Source organism: Chlorobium sp. N1 (genome assembly GCF_004332115.1).
GTDB lineage: Bacteria > Bacteroidota > Chlorobiia > Chlorobiales > Chlorobiaceae > Chlorobium.
Genome location: NZ_SJPA01000003.1, coordinates 12903 through 30036 on the forward strand (window position 1 = coordinate 12903; position 17134 = coordinate 30036).

Sequence of the window (17134 nt, forward strand, 5' to 3'; positions counted from 1 at the left end):
TGCGGCCCCTGCTTACTGCAGGAGCCGGATGATGTCGGGCGTGACGGTGTCGAGGCCCTGTTTTGCCGCCAGCGCCTCGGCTTTCTTGCGCATTTCGCGTCCGAACGAGATCTGGCTGATGAAGGGGGCGCGGGCGACGATCCGGTCGAGGAGTTCGCCGGCTTCCGCGCTCCACGGAAGTTCCGGAGCGGGCGCTTCGCCCGGCCCGGCGGCCCGGTTGATCGGCAGGAAGTTGAAGAGCATGTCGTAGAGGGCGTTGACGATCTCCTGGATGAGCCAGACCGCGCCGCTGTGTCCCATGAACGGGGTGCCGAGGGCGCGGCGCACGACGGGGCCGGGGAAGCCCGCCGGGATGAAGCGGGCCTTGGCGTCGAGCTCGGCCAGGTAGATCTTGTCGACGATCCTGCCGAAGAGGAACTGCGGCTGTTTCTCGGCGATCTCCAGGCGCAGTGCGGTATTGTCCGCCGTGGCGGAGTCGTGGCTGAAGAGGCACTGCATGCCCATCTCCTCAGAGAGGAAGCGCCGGAGTCCTTCGGAGTAGGTGCGGGCCGCGGCCACGCCGAAGCGCACCGTCGGGAACCATTCGGCCTGCGGTCCGCGCCACAGGTCCCAGATGGGGCGCAGCGTGGTCCGCTTCTCCTCCTGCAGGAACGCTTCGGCCCGGGCTTCCTTTCCGATGAGGCGGCCGAGCTCCAGGATGAAGCCGGCGGTCTCGTCGAGGCCCATCGGGGCCTGGAGTACCGGCCGCCGGAGCGCTTCGGCGAGCGCTGAGCCGAATTCGCGGTACATGACGACGACGACCTCGGAGTTCTTCAGTTCCGAAATGTCCCTGAGGCTGCTTTCCATCGGAAAGACGTGTCGGAGCTCCCCTCCCGTTCCCTTGATGAGGCGCTTCAGCTCGGCCAGGTCCGACGGGCTGTTGAAGCAGCCGTAGGTGGGGCCGATGATGCTGACGGTGCCCGGAACGATCTCGGCCGGCTTCCCGTCGTCGAACTGCCGGTGGAGCCAGAGGAGGGCCCGATCCCTGCCCTCCCACTCGTTCTCCTGGAGCGAGTTGGAGGAAAAGAACCGGACGTCGGGGTAGCGCATCTGGAGCATGCGCTCATGGTCGCTGCCGATCATCTCGCTTTCGGCGCTCGAGACGAGGATGAGCTGCCGCCCCTCTTCCCGGAGTTTCTCGATGGTCTCCTGCACGACCTCCGAGCTGCCGGAGGAGGCGATCTCCTTTTCGGTGAGGCTTGTCGGGGTGAAGTTCTCCAGGTAGGGGATCGAGTCGGTATAGTCCATGACCGCCACGCCGACCAGGTTGTAGCATCCTACCGGGGCGTCGGCGATGACATGGACGTCCTGGAGCGGGCAGAAGGTGTTGACGGCAGCCCAGTAGGCGCTTGCGGTGGATTCGTCACGAATGGTACTGGTCATGGCTGTTCGTTATGGTGTTGTGGTGTTCGCCCCTTCCGGCATTTCCAGCGAGACCGGCAGGCGGCCTCGGGCTTCGAGCTTTCCGCTGAGGACCCTGAGGGCCCTTTCCTGGCTTTCCTCACCGTCGTCGTAGGTGCAGATGGCGCAGTCGATTTCCGGGAAGCTCCGGAGCATGTAGGGGGAGCCGAATGCGATGAAGACGACCGGTTTCTCTTTCCGGTACCGTTCCGCAATCGAGCGGATGCAGTCGGTCTGGAGGCTGCTGAGCCTGGACGGGTGCGCCACGGCGGCTGAGATGATGACGGCCGGCGCCTCGGCTGCGGCCTCGGTTGCAGCCCGGCACTCCGCTTCGGTACTTTCGGGGGTGAGCCTCAGGCGGGTCGTATTCCAGGTGCTGTCCAGTCCGGCGAGGAATGTCGCGGCGGTTTCCCTGCCGGCATGCTCTTCGAGCGTGATGTCCAGGATGGGGGGGGCCTCCTTTTTCCGTCGGAGCGGAAAGGGGGGGCGGCCGGTACCGATGAAGGTGAGGGAACGCGAGCCGATCTCTCCGGCAAGGGCCAGGTGGCCGGCCGGCCTGGACATGTCGCTGACGCGGTTCAGGTCGACGAGGGCCGGGCTTTTGAGGCCGAGCCAGCGCTTGGCCTGCAGGATCCGGCGTACCGACCGGTCGATCCGCTCCTCGCTGATCCGCCCTTCGCGGACGGCTGCCATGATGGCCTGGAACGAGCGGTCGGGGTCGGGGGAGAAGAGCAGGACGTCGTTGCCCGCTTCGACCGCCCGCAGGGAGATCTCTTCGACGTTGTGTCCGTTGTAGAGCGCCTTCATGTTCAGGGCGTCGGTGACGATGAGGCCCCTGAAGCCAAGCTTGTCGCGGAGGAGCCCGGTGACGAGGGGTCTTGAGATCGAGGCGGGGTCCATCGTTCCGGTTACTTCGGGGACGGCGAGGTGCCCGGTCATGACGGCGAGCACTCCGTGCCGGACGGCCGAGCGGAACGGCTTGAGCTCATAGGCTTCGAGCCGGAGGCTGTCGGCCTTGAGCACGGGAAGCGCCAGGTGGCTGTCGACCGTCACGTCGCCATGGCCGGGAAAGTGCTTCGCGGTAGCTAAGAGGCCGCGGGACTGCATCCCTTCGATGAGGGCGTCGGCCATCAGCGATGCCTCCTCCGGGGTGTCGCCGTAGGAGCGGGTGTTGATGACCGGGTTCAGGGGGTTGCTGTTCAGGTCAACGCTCGGCGCGAAGTTCCAGTGGAGGCCCGCCGCACGCGCCTCCTCCGCGATCGCTTCGCCCATCTTCGCGGAGAGTTCCGGCTTTCCGGCGGCCGACACTGCCATAGCGGTCGGGAAGCGGGTCGCCCCTTCAAGGCGCATGGCGAGCCCCCGCTCCATGTCGGCGCTGATGAAGAGCGGAATCGGGGCGATGGACTGGAAGTGGTTGGCCAGCATGGCCGCGCTGAACATGCTTCCTTTCAGGAACATGATGCCGCCGATGCGGCCTTCCCGGACGAGGCGGTCGAGTTTTCGCCGCGCGGGGTCGTCTTTTTCGGTGTAGGCTCCGGGGCTGTCGGCCATCTGCATCTGGCCGACTTTCTCCTCGAGGCTCATCGAGCCCAGCCGGGCGTCGGTTTCGGGGTCGTTTGCCCTGAAGACCTGTTCCGGGCTCCACGGCCGCTCCGTGGGGCCGGCCTGGAGGCGGCCGCCGGCAAGGGTCGAGAGCAGGATGATGACTGTGAGGCAGCGGCCGAATCGGTGCGGAAGTCCGGGTTTCATGCGGCGGATCGAGGGTTCGTGTGCGTTCCTGCGGCCGGGCGGCGGCCGGGCCGTTCTGAAAAGTAAAAAAAATCCCGTGAATCCATCCGTTTTCCGATGCGTTGGAGGGCGGATGTTCTCAGCTCATGTAGAGGTAGGGCTTCCAGTCCTCCGTGGCGGCGGTGGTGAGCTGCTGCATGAACATGAGGTGGTTGGGCCGCTCGGCCTTCTTCATGAGCTGCATCGAGGCCTCCTTGGGGGTGCGGTTGCCTTTTTTCGTATTGCACTTCCTGCAGGCGGTGATGAGGTTCTCCCAGGAGTCCTCCCCTCCGCGTGAACGGGGGATGATGTGGTCGATGGTGAGCTGCTCCTCGGTGCGTCCGCAGTACTGGCACTGGTAAGCGTCGCGGCGGAGGATGTTCTTGCGGTTGAGCATGATGCGTTTGTAGGGGAGGCGGACGAACATGGTGAGCCGGACGATGCTCGGCATGGGGTAGCTTCTCGTGACGGTGCAGATGAAGCGTTCGGGGTGATGGGTGACGGGGACGGCTTTGCCGCCGAAGAGGAGGAGGATGGCTTTCTGGGCGTCGCAGACGCTCAGGGGTTCGTAGCTGCTGTTCAGCACCAGGACTTTCGATCGGGTCATTGGCGTCTCCCGGGGAGGTTTGGCTGCGGCGCAGGCCCGTTACCTGTAACTATACGTGCATTGTCGGGTACTACAAAGGATGTTGTGTGAAACTTCTGTAAACAGTGCCGCCGCCTTTTCGGGCGGCGGTGCTTGTTGCTCTTACATGCAGCAGATGTTGAGCTGGCGAGAGGCCATGGCTTCATCGAGCCGCGTGACCGGAGTGTTTACTGGCGCCCCGGTGACCGTTTCGGGACTCTGTTCGGCCTCCTCGGCGATCTTCAGCATGGCGTCGGCGAACAGGTCGAGCGTTTCCCTGGACTCGGTTTCGGTCGGCTCGATCATGAGCGCCTCGCTGACGATGAGCGGGAAGTAGATGGTCGGCGCATGGAAGCCGTAGTCGAGCAGCCGTTTTGCAATGTCGAGCGTTTTGACTCCGTGCGACTTCTTCTGGCGGTCGCCGGAGAGGCAGAACTCGTGCAGGACCTGCTTGGGGAAGGGGAGGTCGTAGCTCGAGGTGAGGCGGCTGAGCAGGTAGTTGGCGTTGATGATGGCGTTTTCCGACACCCGGCGCAGCCCGTCGGGGCCGAGCATGCGGATGTAGGTGTAGGCGCGCACGAGCACCGAGAAGTTGCCGTAGAAGTTCATCATCCGGCCGATGCTTCCGGGGCGGTCGGAGACGAGTCGGTAGCGTGGGCCGTCGGGGCCTTCCGTCTTTTCGACGACCGGAACCGGCAGGAACGGCACGAGCGCCTCTGAGACGCCGACCGGACCGCTGCCCGGTCCGCCGCCGCCGTGCGGGGCCGAAAAGGTTTTGTGGAGGTTGTAGTGCACGACGTCGAAGCCCATGTCGCCGGGACGGGCGATGCCGAGCAGTGCGTTCATGTTGGCGCCGTCCATGTAGAGGAGGCTGCCGTTCTCGTGCACCATTCTGGAGATCTCGACGATCTCCTTTTCGAACAGTCCGATGGTGTTCGGGTTGGTGAGCATGAGGGCGGCGACGTCCCCGTCGAGCTTCGAGCGGAGGTCGTCGAGGTCGGTACGTCCGATCGCGTTGCTTTTGACCGAAACGGTCCGGTAGCCGGCGATGGCCGCGGAGGCGGGGTTGGTGCCGTGTGCGGAGTCGACGACGAGGAGCGTGGATCGCTTCGAGCCTTTCGACTCGTGGTATTTCTTGATGAGGAGGATGCCGGTCAGCTCTCCATGCGCGCCGGCGGCGGGCTGGAGGGTGACGGCCGCCATGCCGGCGATTTCAGCGAGCATCGAGGAGAGCTCGTGCATCAGCTGGAGCGCTCCCCCGGCCGTCTCCTCCGGCTGGAGGGGGTGCAGGGCGCTGAAGCCCGGAAGGTCGCAGGTGTAGTCGTTGATTTTCGGATTGTACTTCATCGTGCAGCTGCCGAGCGGGTACATGTTCTTGTCGACATGATAGTTCAGGTTCGACAGGCGGATGAAGTGTCGCACCACCTCGCTTTCGGGAACCTCCGGCAGCGCGGCGGGCTGGCGGCGGAGAAACTTTGCCGGCAGGAGCTTTTCGGCCGGCTGCATCGGCAGGTCCCTGCCCGAGAGGCTGTAGCCCTTGCGGCCGCTGGCCGAAAAATCGAAAATCAGTTTTTCTTTCATGGTTGTGCTGTGGGGCGGTGAAGTGCGCCGTTCCGGCGCTTGTGCTGTTTTTCCAATATAGCAGACGCCGCTCATATGCTCAAGCGCCGCCGCCGTTAATTTACGGCACCCCGTCCGGACTCCTCCCCGGCGGCTTCGATGGCGTCCATCGCTTCGCGGGCGGCGAGCTGTTCGGCCTCTTTTTTACGGCGCGCCGTGCCGCGTCCGAGCGGCTTTCCCTCGCAGGATACCTCTATGGTGAAGGTCTTTTCGTGCTCGGCTCCCTCCTCGGAAATGACGGTGTAGACGGGAGGGGGGAGCTGGTGCGACTGGGTGTGCTCGATGAGGCGGCTTTTGTGGTTGTGTTCGGTGCTGACCATCGAGTCGAAGGCCGGGCTGCCGACGACATGCTCCATGATGAACTCCCGTACGGCCGGAAGCCCGCGGTCGAGGTAGACCGCTCCGGTGAGCGCTTCGAAGGCGTCGGCAAGGCTCGCCGTGCTCTGGCGGATGCGCGCTTCGTCAGCTGATTCGCCGATGATGAGGTGCTCCTCGAGCCGGAGGTCGCGCGCGAAGCCCGCGAGGGACTTGCCGTTGACGATTCTGGCGCGGTTGCTGGAGAGCTCTCCTTCGGCGCTTTCGGGAAAGCTTGCGAAGAGGTATTCGGAGATGACGAGGCCGAGAACGGAGTCTCCGAGGAACTCGAGGCGCTGATTCGAGGTGGTGACTTCGGGTGAGGCCGTGTCGTGCACCATCGAACGGTGGGTGAGTGCTGTGAGGTAGATCGCCGTGTTCCGGGCTTTGCCCCTGAAGAGGCGGCGGATGAATGCGAGGGTGGCGGGTGCGGCTGCCGCACACTCCCCTTTTTCCGTTCGGTTGTTGAAAAAGGGGAGGTCGGTGAGTTTATGCCAGAGTGGCTCCATGGCCTTCGGGGCTCAGAGTGAGGCGCCGTTGCGGAAGATCAGCGATGCGTTGTGTCCTCCGAAACCGAATCCGTTGTTCAGCGCGTACTCGATCGGGCGCTGTTTCGGAGTGTTCGGCGTGATGTCGACGTCGATTTCCGGGTCGACGTTCTCGCAGTTGATCGTCGGCGGGACGGTCTGGTTCTGCATGGCCAGGATGCAGGCGATCGATTCGACGACGCCGGCGGCTCCGAGCAGGTGCCCGGTCATCGACTTCGTGGAGCTGATGCTGAGCTTCTTTGCGTGGTCGCCGAAGAGTTTCTTGATGGCGGTGACCTCGGCGATGTCCCCGAGCGGGGTTGCCGTGCCGTGGGTGTTGATGTAGTCGATCTTGTCGGTGCCGATGCCGGCGATCGAGAGCGCGGTCTTCATCGCGTTCAGCGCGCCCTTGCCTTCCGGATGGGGGGCGGTCAGGTGGTGCGCGTCTGCGGTGGCGCCGATGCCGACCAGCTCGGCGTAGATCTTCGCGCCGCGTGCTTTGGCCGATTCGAGGCTCTCCATGATGAGCGAGCCTGCGCCCTCTCCCATGACGAAGCCGTCACGGTCGCGGTCGTAGGGGCGCGATGCCCTGGAGGGGATGTCGTTGGCTGTCGAGAGCGCGCGTGCGGAGTTGAAGCCTCCGACGCTCATCGGGGTGATCGGTGCTTCCGATCCGCCGCAGACCATGTAGTCTGCCATGCCGGACTGGATGAGCATGTATGCGTCTATGATGGCGTGCAGCGAGGTCGCGCATGCCGATGCGGTGGCGTAGTTGGGACCCATGAGCCCGTGCCGCATGGAGATCTGTCCGGCGGCGATGTCGGGGATGAGCATGGGGATGAAGAAGGGGCTGATGCGTCGCGGACCGCGGTTCAGGTACTGGCGGAACTGCTGGTCGTAGACGGTCATGCCTCCGATGCCCGAGCCGTGCACGACGCCGATCCTCAGGGGATCGATCGACTGCAGGTCGAGGCCTGAATCCTTGAGTGCCTGGTCTGAGGAGACGATGGCATACTGGCAGTAGGGGTCCATGCGGTCGGCCGTTCTCTTGTCGATATAGTTTTCGACGACGAAGTCCTTGAGCTCGCATGCGAAGGTGGTCGCAAAATCGGTGGCGTCGAAGTAGGTGATCGGTGCCCCGCCGCTTTTGCCTGCAACGAGTGCGTTCCAGAATTCCTCTTTCGTGTGGCCGATGGGGGTGAGCACCCCGATGCCGGTAATGACAACCCTTGTTCGTTCCTGACCCATCTCTAAGTGTTTGATTTATTAGCGTCTGTTAACTGCAGGAACCGGTGAAGGACAAATCGCCCGCACCGGTTCGGCAGTGTTTTCGTCCGTATCGGAGCTATCCCGGGAGGGGGACTTACTTCTTGACGATGTAGTCGATGGCCTGCTGGACGGTGCCGATCTTCTCAGCATCTTCGTCGGGGATCTGCACGTCGAACTCGTTCTCGAGCTCCATGATCAGCTCAACGGTGTCGAGCGAGTCGGCGCCGAGGTCGTCGGAAAACTTGGATTCCGGCTTGATCTGGTCCTTGTTGACGCCCATCTTGCTGACGATGATATCGTATACTTTGTCTCTGATTTCTGCTTCGGTCATGTTGCTTCTCCGGTGTTGGTTGTTGATAAAAAAACCTGAAAAAAATGTCGTGCAATATACAAAGAAAAAGGGCTTGCCCAAATCACATCACCATGCCGCCGCTGATGTTGATGACCTCGCCGGTGATATATGCTGAGCGGTCGCCGGCAAGGAATGCGACGACGTCGGCCACGTCCTCGGGATTGCCGAAGCGGGCGAGCGGGATGGCCTCGAGCATCTTCTGGCGGACCTCTTCGGAGAGGGCGTCGGTCATCTTCGATGAGATGAACCCGGGAGCCACGGCGTTGACGCGCACTCCGCGCGAGGCGAGCTCCTTGGCGACCGACTTGGTGAAGGAGATGACCCCGCCTTTCGATGCGGCGTAGTTGGCCTGGCCGGCGTTGCCCATGAGCCCGATGATGGAGGCGATATTGACGATCGAGCCGGAGCGCTGTTTCATCATGATGCGGCTGACCGCCTTGGTGCAGGAGAAGGTGCCCTTGAGGTTCACGGTGAGCACCGCATCCCAGTCCTCTTCGCTCATGCGCATGAGGAGCCCGTCGCGGGTGATGCCGGCGTTGTTGACGAGGATGTCGATGGTGCCGGTGGCGGCGGCGATCTCGGTGAAGGCTTTCTGGACCGCGTCGGTGTCGGTGACGTCGAGCTCGAAGCACCAGACCCTGCGGCCGGCTTTCTTTACTCCGTCGGCGGTCTCCTGGAGCCACTCTTCCTTGATGTCGCAGAGGACGATGTCGGCTCCGCCGGCGGCGAGGTTCCAGGCGATGGCCTGGCCGATGCCCCGGGCTGCCCCGGTGATGACTGCGATTTTTCCTTCAAACATGGTTGCTCTCATTTTAGAGGGTTGCGGTAGTCTCTCTTGGGTTCTTCTCTCAGGACCCCTGGATGTCCCGGGCGGTGTCGAAGCCGCTGAGGGCGGCTCCCTTCTCGATGCGCTTGATCAGTCCCTGCAGCACTTTCTGCGGGCCGACTTCGACGAACTCGCTGACGCCCGCCTTCCCCATCTCTCCGATCGACTGGGTCCAGAGGACGGAGCTGGTGAGCTGCAGGACCAGGTTCCTGCGGATCTCGGCGGCGTCGACGACCGGGCGCGCGACGGCGTTCATGCAGACCGGGACCCGTGCGTCGCTGATGGTGACGGTTTCGAGTGCTGCGGCCAGTTTGTCCTCGGCCGGCTTCATAAGCGGCGAGTGGAATGCGCCCGAGACGGCGATCTCCTTTGCCATGCGGGCTCCGTGCGATGGGGCGAGCTCGACGGCCTTCCTGACGGCTGCGACGTTGCCGGAGATGACGATCTGGCCGGGCGAGTTGAAGTTCGCGGCCTGGACGACGCCTTCGCCGGAAGCCTCGGCGAGCAGGCCCTCAAGCGCACTGTCCTGCATGCCGATGATGGCGGCCATGGTGCCGGGGTTCTGGTCGGCGGCCTGCTGCATGAGCCGTCCGCGCTCGGCGACGATCCTCACGCCCTCCTCGAAGCTGATGGCTCCGGCGAAGCAGAGCGCGCTATACTCTCCGAGGCTGTGCCCTGCCGTCATGGCGACGCCTTCGCTCGGGAGCTGGGAGGCTGCTGCCATGCTGTGCAGGAAGATGGCCGGCTGCGTGTGCATGGTCTGGCGGAGCTCCTCTTCGCTGCCGGTGAACATGATGTCGGTGATGCGGTAGCCGAGGATCTCGTTGGCCTGTTCCATGAGCTCCTTGGCTTTCGGGAAGGCCTCGTAGAGGTCCTTCGCCATGCCGCAGTACTGGGATCCCTGTCCGGGAAATACGAATGCTTTCATTGCTTTCTTGGGGTCTTCGTCCGTTGTATTCCTGAGTGTGCGCTTACTGCCACTTCACGTAGATGCCGCCCCAGGTGTAGCCGGCGCCGAAGCTGACGAGCACGAGGTTCGAGCCGCGCATGAGGTCGCCGCGGTCGTCGAGTTCCGAGAGGCAGATCGGGATGGTGCCGGCCGTTGTGTTGCCGTAGCGTGCCACGTTGGAGATGACCTTCGAGTCGTCGATGCCCATGCGCTCGGCCGTTGCGCTGATGATGCGCTGGTTGGCCTGGTGCGGCACGAGCCAGGATATGTCGTCGGAGGTGAGGTTGTTGCGCTCCATGATCTCCGCCGCCACGTCCGCCATGGAGGTGACCGCCGACTTGAAGACCATGCGTCCGTCCTGGTGGATGTAGTGGAGGTGCTGGTCGACGGTTTCGTGGGTCGCGGGATTGAGGCTTCCGCCACCTTTCATGAGGAGGTGGTCCTTTCCGCCGGTGCCGTCGCTGTACATGCGGGCGTCGAGCACGCCGTAGCCTTCGCTTCCGGCCGCTTCTAGGATGACGCCGCCGGCGCCGTCGCCGAAGAGGATGGCCGTCGAGCGGTCGGTGTAGTCGATGATGGAGCTCATCTTGTCGCCGCCGATGACCATGACGTTTTTATGGGTCCCCGCCTCGATGAACTTCGATGCGGTATTGAGCGCGTACATGAAGCCCGAGCAGGCGGCGTTGATGTCGAACGCCCAGGCGTTTTTTGCCCCGATGATGTCCTGCACGAGGCATGCCGTGGAAGGGAAGAGCATGTCGGGCGTCATGGTGGCCACGATGATGAGCTCGAGCTCATCGGCCCGGAGTCCGCGCTTCTCGAGCAGCTGCTTTGCCACCTTTCCTCCCATGAAGGCGGTCGCCTTCGCCGGGTCCCTGAGGATCCTGCGTTCACTGATGCCGGTCCTTGTGCGGATCCACTCGTCGTTGGTGTCGAGCATGCGCTCGAGGTCCTTGTTGGTGAGCACGCCCTCGGGCAGGTATCTTGCGGTAGCGGTGATTGCTGCGTTCATGCGGTTGGGTGGGGTTAAAAGGTGGTTGACGGTCCCCGGCCGTCCTGGTCGGGAACCACCGGCGGCTACTTCTCCGCCAGAACCTCGGCGATGTGTTCGTTGACCTTCCGCTCGACCATGTGCTCGGCCATGTAGATCATGTTCTTGATCGCCCTGGACGAGGAACGGCCGTGGCCGACGATGGAGATGCCATCGACGCCGAGGAAGGGGACTCCGCCGAACTTTTCCACGTCGAAGGGCTCGAACATGCCTTTGAACATGGCTGTCGCGGCACCGGCAGCCTTCTGGTCCATGGCACCGGATGCGACGGTTTTTTCAAGCGCACGCTTGAAGAGCGCGCCGAGGAATTCGGGGATGCTTTCGCCGAACTTCAGGATGGTGTTGCCGACGAGTCCGTCGCAGACGACGATGGATGCGTTGCCCTTGAGGATGTCGTGGCCTTCGATGTTGCCGATGAAATTGATCTTGCCTGCTTCGTGGGCCGCTTTCAGGAGCGGGTGGGTCGCCTTGAGGGTTTCGGAGCCCTTGCCCTCCTCCTCGCCGATGTTGAGGAGGCCGACCTGCGGGGTTTCGATCCCTGCGCCGTAGCGCTGGTAGATGGTGAGCATCTCGGCGAACTGCACCAGGTTTTCCGGTTTGCAGTCCATGTTGGCGCCGACGTCGACCATGTTGGTCAGCCCCTCCTGCAGACGGGGCAGGTAGGCGTAGATGGTCGGGCGGAGCACGCCGGGAAGCCGGCCGAGGATGAAGAGGGACGCGGCCATCTGGGCGCCGGTGTTGCCGGCGCTGACGAACGCGGCAGCCTCCCTGGCCTTGCAGAGCTGCAGGCCCCTGACGAGGGAGGAGTTCTGTTTGGTCTTCACCGCCGTGGCGGGGACGTCATCCATGGTGACCGCCTCGGGGGCGTGCATGAATTTCAGGTTGAGTCCCGAGACGTCGTGCTTGGCCAGAAGGGGTTCAACCTTCTCCGACTGGCCGATGAGGATGATTTCAAACCTGTTGCCGCTTTCCTGCAGGGCCTCGAGGACCCCGTCAATGACGCATGCCGGGGCATGGTCTCCGCCCATGGCATCAACAGCAATGGTCAGCATTGTGGAGTGGTCTTGGGGTTTGACGGTCAGCTGTTGGCCGATTTGGCGACGACAGTGCGTCCGCGGTACTGGCCGCAGTGACGGCAGGCGCGGTGCGGCAGGGTCGGCTCGCCGCAGTTCGGGCAGATGACGGTTGTCGCCGCCTTGGTCCGGGCATTGAACTGGGCACGCCTTTTGTCGCGCCGTGACTTGGACATTTTGGCTTTCGGGTTTGCCATGGTTGTCTCTCTGTATTATAGTCGGTTAACGATACTTCTTTTTCAGTTTCTCCAGGCCCTCCTTCCAGGAGCTGCTGCCCCCTTCGGGTTCCTGTCCTTCCTGCTCTTCTTCCGTTTCCGTGTAGATCCTGCATTCGGGGTTTCCGGTGCAGGTCACCTTCATGGGGACCGAAAGGAGCAGCGTTTCGCGAACGTCTTCGGTGAGGTCTATCTCCACCGCGCTCCTGTCGAGGATCCGGTATTCGTCGCCATTCTCCCCGGGAGCTCCCTGCGCTTCGCTGCCGCTGCAGTCGTAAAAGATCCGGTACGATCCGCTCAGCTCCCTTCTGATGGGGGCCAGGCAGATGTCGCAGGTGAAGTCGCATTCGGCTGCGGTCTCTATCGTCAGTGCGATTTCGCCGCCGGCCTTCTCTACTGTCACCCTTGCCCGGACGGGGCCGGAAAAACCGGCCTCTTCAATCTTAGGATCCTTGAAATCACCAGCCGTGCAGGTGAAATCGAACTGGCGGGTTCCCTCCGTGAGGGCCGAAGTGCGGATCGCTATGAGTGCGTGTTCTCTGTGCATCCCTACCCGTCGTTTCTCGAATAAAAGAACACCAATGTACAAAAAATCCGTTCGAAAATGAAAAAGCAGAAGAACCGCGGATCTTCTGCTTTTTCGTTTGCTCCGCGAGTAGGACTCGAACCTACAACCCTGCGGTTAACAGCCGCATGCTCTACCATTGAGCTATCGCGGAATGCGATCTCTGCTATCGAGGCAGATGGGTGGTAAATATACACCCGTTTTTTTTATTTCCAAGAGAGGGGAATCTTTTTTTTCTGCCGCCGAAAAGGCTGCGGGCCGAACGCTCGGGGTTTGATTCCGGCGCGGCAGTTGTTACCATGTAAGTGAGGGGTTTCCGGAGGTCCGGAAGCGGATGTGCATTCACTTCAAAGACGCGTGGGAGGAACAGCGATGAGACGTATGAGGAGGGGGATCGGAGGTATGATGGCCATGATGCTCGTCGTGGCGATGGTTGCGGTGGCTGGCTGCACGCCGGAGCGCGGGGCGGTGTCGCCGGAGGTGCGGCTGCGGGGCGCCCTGTGGCGCGCCGTCGAGATCGACGGATCGAGGGTGGAGTTCCTTCGGGGGCAGAAGCTCGACGTTTCCCTCGTCCTCTACGCGAGCGGAACCTTCCGCGCCGCGACGGGGTGCAGCAACACGACGGGCTCATACAGCCTGAAGGGCAGCCGGATCGCATTTTCGGGCATCACTCCCGAGAGCCGGCCGTGCCCGCCCGCCATCACGAAGCGCGAGGCGGCCTTCCTCAGGGCCCTCAAGAGAGCGGCCACGTATGAACGCCGCGGAGGCCGGCTCTCGCTTTACGACCGCAAGGGGGGAGTGCTGCTGCGTTGCATTGCGGTGCAGGGGCGCTGAGTGCCGGGGGAACGGACGGTTCCCTCCGTGTGTTTGATGAGGTGTGGTCCTCTTCGGGCGCAATTGCTTGCTTCACGTATTTTATTATATTTTGACGAATGCGGCATGCCGGTGGAGTGCATGCCCGCAAGAAACCCGGTATTTCCAGCAGACTGATGAGCGTTACGACCAGTATCCGGCAGCTTCTCCTTAGCGAGCCCCTTCCGCCGGCAGGCGCGAAGCGGGGCGTAGGAGGGGTGTTTTAGTCTGTTGCTGCCGAAGATTGTGTCCGGCAGGACCGTGATAAAGCCGCCGCCCTCCGGGAATGGCGGCTTTTTCTGCTTTTACAAGGAAAAAGGAGGCGTACAGCTGTTATGAAGACAATGAATTACAAGAAGTATTCAGCCTATCCGGAGGTCGGCCTCGCCGACCGCACCTGGCCCGACCGAACCATCGAGGCCGCACCGGTCTGGTGCAGCGTCGACCTCCGCGACGGCAACCAGGCCCTTCCGGTGCCGATGAGCGTGGACGAGAAGATCGCCATGTTCCGCCTCCTCGTCTCGGTCGGCTTCAAGGAGATCGAGGTCGGCTTCCCCTCAGCCTCCGCCACGGAGTTCGCCTTCGTCCGCCGCCTCGTCGAGGAGAGCCTCATTCCCGACGACGTCACCATCCAGGTCCTGACGCAGGCCCGCGAGCACCTCATCCGCAGGACCTTCGAGGCCATCAGCGGGGCAAGGAACGCCATCGTCCATCTCTACAACTCGACCTCGACCCTGCAGCGCGAGGTGGTCTTCGGGAAGAATATGGACGAGATCCGCCATATCGCCGTCGAGGGGACCCGCCTCGTCAGGCGCCTGAAGGACGAGAGCGGCAATGCCGGCATCCGCTTCGAGTACAGTCCGGAGAGCTTCACCGGCACCGAGCTCGACTACGCGCTCGACGTCTGCCATGCCGTGATGGAGGCCTGGGGAGCCTCGCAGGACGAGCCCGTCATCCTGAACCTTCCCTCAACGGTGGAGATGTCGCGGCCGAACGTCTATGCCGACCGGATCGAGTGGTTCTCGCGCAACCTCCGCGATCGCCGGGCGGCCATCATCAGCGTCCATGCCCACAACGACCGGGGCACGGCCGTCGCGACGGCGGAGTTCGCCCTCATGGCAGGCGCCGACCGTGTCGAGGGGGCGCTCTTCGGCAACGGTGAGCGGTGCGGCAACATGGACATCGTCACCATGGCGCTGAACCTCCTGACCCAGGGGGTGGATCCCGGCCTGGACTTCTCCGACCTGCCGCGCATCCGCGAGGTCTACCACCGCTGTACCCGCATGGATGTACACCCCCGCCACCCCTATGCGGGTGAGCTGGTCTACACCGCATTTTCGGGATCGCACCAGGATGCCATCAGCAAGGGGCTGAAGGCGCGCGGCCGGAAGGGCGGCGGACCCTGGGCGGTGCCGTACCTGCCGATCGACCCCGAAGACGTGGGGTGCACCTACGAAGCGATCGTGCGCATCAACAGCCAGTCCGGCAAGGGCGGGGTGGCCTACGTGCTCGAAAAGGAGTACGGCATCCAGATCCCAAGGTGGATGCAGCCCGACTTCGCAGAAGCGGTCCAGGCGGTCGCCGACCGGACGGGCGAGGAGTTATCGGCCGCCGACATCCACGAGCTCTTCCAGAGGGAGTACGTCCGGCCGCAGGGTGAGTTCGTACTGAAGAAGTGCAACATCAGCTGGGCCGACGACCCGGGTGCGGCGGCCGACGGGGCCGCCACCCGCATCTCGAGCGTTGTCGCCATGGACGGCCGCGACCTCTCGTTCGAGGCCGTGGGCAACGGTCCGCTCGACGCATTCTCCAAGGGGCTCATCGAGGCCGGCGGCCCGCAGTTCACGGTGGACGACTACGCCGAGCACGCCATCGGCCACAGCGCCGGTGCCACGGCCATCGCCTATGTGCGCGTCGGCTTTTCCGACGGCCGCGTCTCGTTCGGCGCAGGCACCGATTCCAATATCAGCCTTGCCTCCATCCGCGCCACCCTCAGCGCCCTCAACCGGCTCTACTGATGCATCGCGCGCTGCGCATCCTTCTGCTGCTCCTCATGGCGCTGCCTTCGGGCTGCGCCGTACCGGAGCGGGACGGCCGCATGCGGGTGGCGGTCTCCATCCAGCCGCTGGCATGGTTCGCAGAGAGAATCGCCGGCGGGCGGGCCACGGTGGAGGTGATGGTGCCGCCGGGCGGCAACCCGCATACCTACGAGCCGCTTCCGCGCCAGATGGCCGCGCTCGACGGCGCTGCGCTTTTCGTCAAGGCCGGATCCGGCGTCGAGTTCGAGCTCGACTGGATGCCTCGCTTCCTCGCCCTCAATCCCGGGCTCAGGGTGTGCGACGCCTCCAGGGGGGTGCGGCTGCTTCCGATGGGCGGGGAGGCGCACGCCGGAGGCCACGACCACCGCATGGATCCCCATTTCTGGCTCGATCCCTCCAACGGCCTTCTCATCGCCGACAACATCGCCCGTTCGATGGCCGGGGCGGATCCTTCCGGTGCCGAAACCTACCTGGCCAATGCCGAGCTGCTGAAGCGCGAGCTGCGGGAGCTGGACCGCTCGATCCGCACCGCGCTTGCGCCCTCGCGCGGCGGCAGCTTCCTGGTCTTCCATCCCGCCTGGGGGTACTATGCCCATGCCTATGGACTGCGCCAGCTTGCCGCCGAGTCGGGCGGCAAGGAGCTGACGCCCCGCCAGATGCGCAGCGTCGTCGATCGGGCCCGGGCCGAGGGTATCAGGGTGGTGTTCGTCTCTCCCGAGTTCAGTTCCGCCCAGGCCGCCGCCATCGCCAGGGAGATCGACGGCGTCACGCGTGTCGTCGATCCGCTTGCCATGGACTATTCCGCCAACCTCCTCAGGGCGACGGAAGCGTTCCGGGAGGCGATCAGGTGAAGGAGCCCGTCGTCGCCTGCGAAGGGCTCCGGGTCCGCCTCGGCGGCGTCGATGTCTTGAGGGGGCTTACCCTCTCGGTCTTCGAGGGGGATTTCATCGGCATCGTGGGTCCCAACGGCGGAGGGAAGACGACCCTGCTTCGCTGCATCCTGGGGCTCCTTCGTCCGACCGAGGGCACCATCCGTGTTTTCGGCGATCCGCCGGGCGCCTCTTTCGGCCGGGTCGGCTACGTGCCGCAGCGGCTCTTCTTCGATCGCGATTTCCCGATCGATGTCGAGGGGCTCGTGCTGATGGGCCGGCTTTCCCGCAAGCGTCTTCTGCAGCGCTACGGGCGGGACGACCGACGGAAGGTTGACATGGCCCTCGAAACGACAGGCCTCGGGCCGATCCGGCGCCGCCAGGTCGGGGCCCTTTCCGGCGGCGAGCTGCAGCGTGCCCTCATCGCCCGCGCACTGGTCGGCGACCCCGAACTGCTGCTGCTCGACGAGCCGACCGCCAGCGTCGACCCCGACATGAAGACAAGCATCTACGACCTGCTCGAGGGACTGCGCGGCCGGATGACCATCATGCTCGTCAGCCACGATACCGGGGCGATCAGCCGCAGGGTGACGAGGGTCGCCTGCCTCAACTGCACCCTCGACATGCATGAGGAGGGCTCCTCGCTTCCCCACGGCACCCTCGACGATCTCTACCGCTATCCGGTCGACGCCATACGCCACAACCAGCCGGTGCCTCCGGCACGAACCGGAGACTGAAGCC

Annotated in this window: 17 protein-coding genes and 1 tRNA gene; 4 read left to right on the forward strand and 14 right to left on the reverse strand. The window is 63.8% G+C overall.

Annotated features, from left to right (window positions below):
• Positions 1-12: 12 nt before the first annotated feature.
• From bchZ to E0L29_RS05410, 14 genes are all read right to left on the reverse strand, one after another.
• Positions 13-1422, reverse strand: a complete 1410-nt coding sequence (gene bchZ / locus E0L29_RS05345; RefSeq protein WP_131355873.1) for a chlorophyllide a reductase subunit Z — start codon at positions 1420-1422, stop codon at positions 13-15.
• A gap of 9 nt (positions 1423-1431) precedes the next feature.
• A complete protein-coding gene (locus tag E0L29_RS05350) occupies positions 1432-3189 on the reverse strand; it encodes a glycoside hydrolase family 3 protein (protein ID WP_131355876.1) in 1758 nt (585 codons plus the stop codon).
• A gap of 118 nt (positions 3190-3307) precedes the next feature.
• A complete protein-coding gene (locus E0L29_RS05355; protein ID WP_131355879.1) occupies positions 3308-3814 on the reverse strand; it encodes an HNH endonuclease in 507 nt (168 codons plus the stop codon).
• A 141-nt stretch (positions 3815-3955) separates the two neighbouring features.
• A complete protein-coding gene (gene gcvPB / locus E0L29_RS05360) occupies positions 3956-5413 on the reverse strand; it encodes an aminomethyl-transferring glycine dehydrogenase subunit GcvPB (protein ID WP_131355882.1) in 1458 nt (485 codons plus the stop codon).
• 95 nt (positions 5414-5508) lie between these two features.
• Positions 5509-6315: a ribonuclease III gene (gene rnc, locus E0L29_RS05365; RefSeq protein WP_131355885.1), complete on the reverse strand. Its 807-nt coding sequence runs from the start codon at positions 6313-6315 to the stop codon at positions 5509-5511.
• 12 nt (positions 6316-6327) lie between these two features.
• Entirely contained in the window at positions 6328-7581 is a 1254-nt protein-coding gene (gene fabF / locus E0L29_RS05370) for a beta-ketoacyl-ACP synthase II (protein ID WP_131355888.1), read from the reverse strand.
• 115 nt (positions 7582-7696) lie between these two features.
• A complete protein-coding gene (gene acpP / locus E0L29_RS05375) occupies positions 7697-7933 on the reverse strand; it encodes an acyl carrier protein (protein WP_011356896.1) in 237 nt (78 codons plus the stop codon).
• An 82-nt stretch (positions 7934-8015) separates the two neighbouring features.
• Positions 8016-8753: a 3-oxoacyl-[acyl-carrier-protein] reductase gene (gene fabG / locus E0L29_RS05380; protein ID WP_131355891.1), complete on the reverse strand. Its 738-nt coding sequence runs from the start codon at positions 8751-8753 to the stop codon at positions 8016-8018.
• A gap of 49 nt (positions 8754-8802) precedes the next feature.
• Positions 8803-9708 (reverse strand): ACP S-malonyltransferase, encoded by a 906-nt coding sequence (fabD, locus tag E0L29_RS05385; protein WP_131355894.1) that lies wholly within the window; start codon positions 9706-9708, stop codon positions 8803-8805.
• 43 nt (positions 9709-9751) lie between these two features.
• Positions 9752-10741: a beta-ketoacyl-ACP synthase III gene (locus E0L29_RS05390; RefSeq protein WP_131355897.1), complete on the reverse strand. Its 990-nt coding sequence runs from the start codon at positions 10739-10741 to the stop codon at positions 9752-9754.
• A 65-nt stretch (positions 10742-10806) separates the two neighbouring features.
• Entirely contained in the window at positions 10807-11832 is a 1026-nt protein-coding gene (plsX, locus tag E0L29_RS05395; RefSeq protein ID WP_131355901.1) for a phosphate acyltransferase PlsX, read from the reverse strand.
• 26 nt (positions 11833-11858) lie between these two features.
• The gene (rpmF, locus tag E0L29_RS05400; RefSeq protein WP_131355904.1) at positions 11859-12050 is read right to left on the reverse strand and encodes a 50S ribosomal protein L32; all 192 of its coding nucleotides are present in this window, start codon (positions 12048-12050) and stop codon (positions 11859-11861) included.
• A 25-nt stretch (positions 12051-12075) separates the two neighbouring features.
• The gene (locus E0L29_RS05405; RefSeq protein ID WP_131355909.1) at positions 12076-12615 is read right to left on the reverse strand and encodes a DUF177 domain-containing protein; all 540 of its coding nucleotides are present in this window, start codon (positions 12613-12615) and stop codon (positions 12076-12078) included.
• A gap of 100 nt (positions 12616-12715) precedes the next feature.
• A tRNA-Asn gene (locus E0L29_RS05410) sits at positions 12716-12787 on the reverse strand.
• Between the two features lie 227 nt (positions 12788-13014).
• Between E0L29_RS05410 and E0L29_RS05415 the strand changes: the two genes are divergently transcribed.
• From E0L29_RS05415 to E0L29_RS05430, 4 genes are all read left to right on the forward strand, one after another.
• Positions 13015-13467, forward strand: coding sequence for an META domain-containing protein (locus E0L29_RS05415; protein ID WP_165498834.1), 453 nt, complete (start codon positions 13015-13017; stop codon positions 13465-13467).
• 353 nt (positions 13468-13820) lie between these two features.
• Positions 13821-15503, forward strand: coding sequence for a 2-isopropylmalate synthase (leuA, locus tag E0L29_RS05420; protein ID WP_131355915.1), 1683 nt, complete (start codon positions 13821-13823; stop codon positions 15501-15503).
• Complete coding sequence (locus E0L29_RS05425; RefSeq protein WP_131355918.1) at positions 15503-16375, forward strand: zinc ABC transporter substrate-binding protein; 873 nt, start codon at positions 15503-15505, stop codon at positions 16373-16375. Before leuA ends, E0L29_RS05425 begins: the two co-directional genes overlap by 1 nt.
• Entirely contained in the window at positions 16372-17130 is a 759-nt protein-coding gene (locus tag E0L29_RS05430) for an ABC transporter ATP-binding protein (RefSeq protein WP_131355921.1), read from the forward strand. The genes E0L29_RS05425 and E0L29_RS05430 overlap by 4 nt, the downstream gene beginning before the upstream one ends.
• The last annotated feature ends 4 nt before the right edge of the window (positions 17131-17134 follow it).

Bases quoted from the DNA above. Each gene is read 5' to 3' on its own strand.
- E0L29_RS05415 (WP_165498834.1), top strand. From the start codon at position 13,015: ATGAGGAGGGGGATCGGAGGTATGATGGCCATGATGCTCGTCGTGGCG.
- bchZ (WP_131355873.1), bottom strand. From the start codon at position 1,422: ATGACCAGTACCATTCGTGACGAATCCACCGCAAGCGCCTACTGGGCT.
- E0L29_RS05405 (WP_131355909.1), bottom strand. From the start codon at position 12,615: ATGCACAGAGAACACGCACTCATAGCGATCCGCACTTCGGCCCTCACG.
- fabF (WP_131355888.1), bottom strand. From the start codon at position 7,581: ATGGGTCAGGAACGAACAAGGGTTGTCATTACCGGCATCGGGGTGCTC.
- plsX (WP_131355901.1), bottom strand. From the start codon at position 11,832: ATGCTGACCATTGCTGTTGATGCCATGGGCGGAGACCATGCCCCGGCA.
- E0L29_RS05390 (WP_131355897.1), bottom strand. From the start codon at position 10,741: ATGAACGCAGCAATCACCGCTACCGCAAGATACCTGCCCGAGGGCGTG.
- fabD (WP_131355894.1), bottom strand. From the start codon at position 9,708: ATGAAAGCATTCGTATTTCCCGGACAGGGATCCCAGTACTGCGGCATG.
- gcvPB (WP_131355882.1), bottom strand. From the start codon at position 5,413: ATGAAAGAAAAACTGATTTTCGATTTTTCGGCCAGCGGCCGCAAGGGC.
- E0L29_RS05355 (WP_131355879.1), bottom strand. From the start codon at position 3,814: ATGACCCGATCGAAAGTCCTGGTGCTGAACAGCAGCTACGAACCCCTG.
- rnc (WP_131355885.1), bottom strand. From the start codon at position 6,315: ATGGAGCCACTCTGGCATAAACTCACCGACCTCCCCTTTTTCAACAAC.
- fabG (WP_131355891.1), bottom strand. From the start codon at position 8,753: ATGTTTGAAGGAAAAATCGCAGTCATCACCGGGGCAGCCCGGGGCATC.
- rpmF (WP_131355904.1), bottom strand. From the start codon at position 12,050: ATGGCAAACCCGAAAGCCAAAATGTCCAAGTCACGGCGCGACAAAAGG.
- leuA (WP_131355915.1), top strand. From the start codon at position 13,821: ATGAAGACAATGAATTACAAGAAGTATTCAGCCTATCCGGAGGTCGGC.
- acpP (WP_011356896.1), bottom strand. From the start codon at position 7,933: ATGACCGAAGCAGAAATCAGAGACAAAGTATACGATATCATCGTCAGC.
- E0L29_RS05425 (WP_131355918.1), top strand. From the start codon at position 15,503: ATGCATCGCGCGCTGCGCATCCTTCTGCTGCTCCTCATGGCGCTGCCT.
- E0L29_RS05350 (WP_131355876.1), bottom strand. From the start codon at position 3,189: ATGAAACCCGGACTTCCGCACCGATTCGGCCGCTGCCTCACAGTCATC.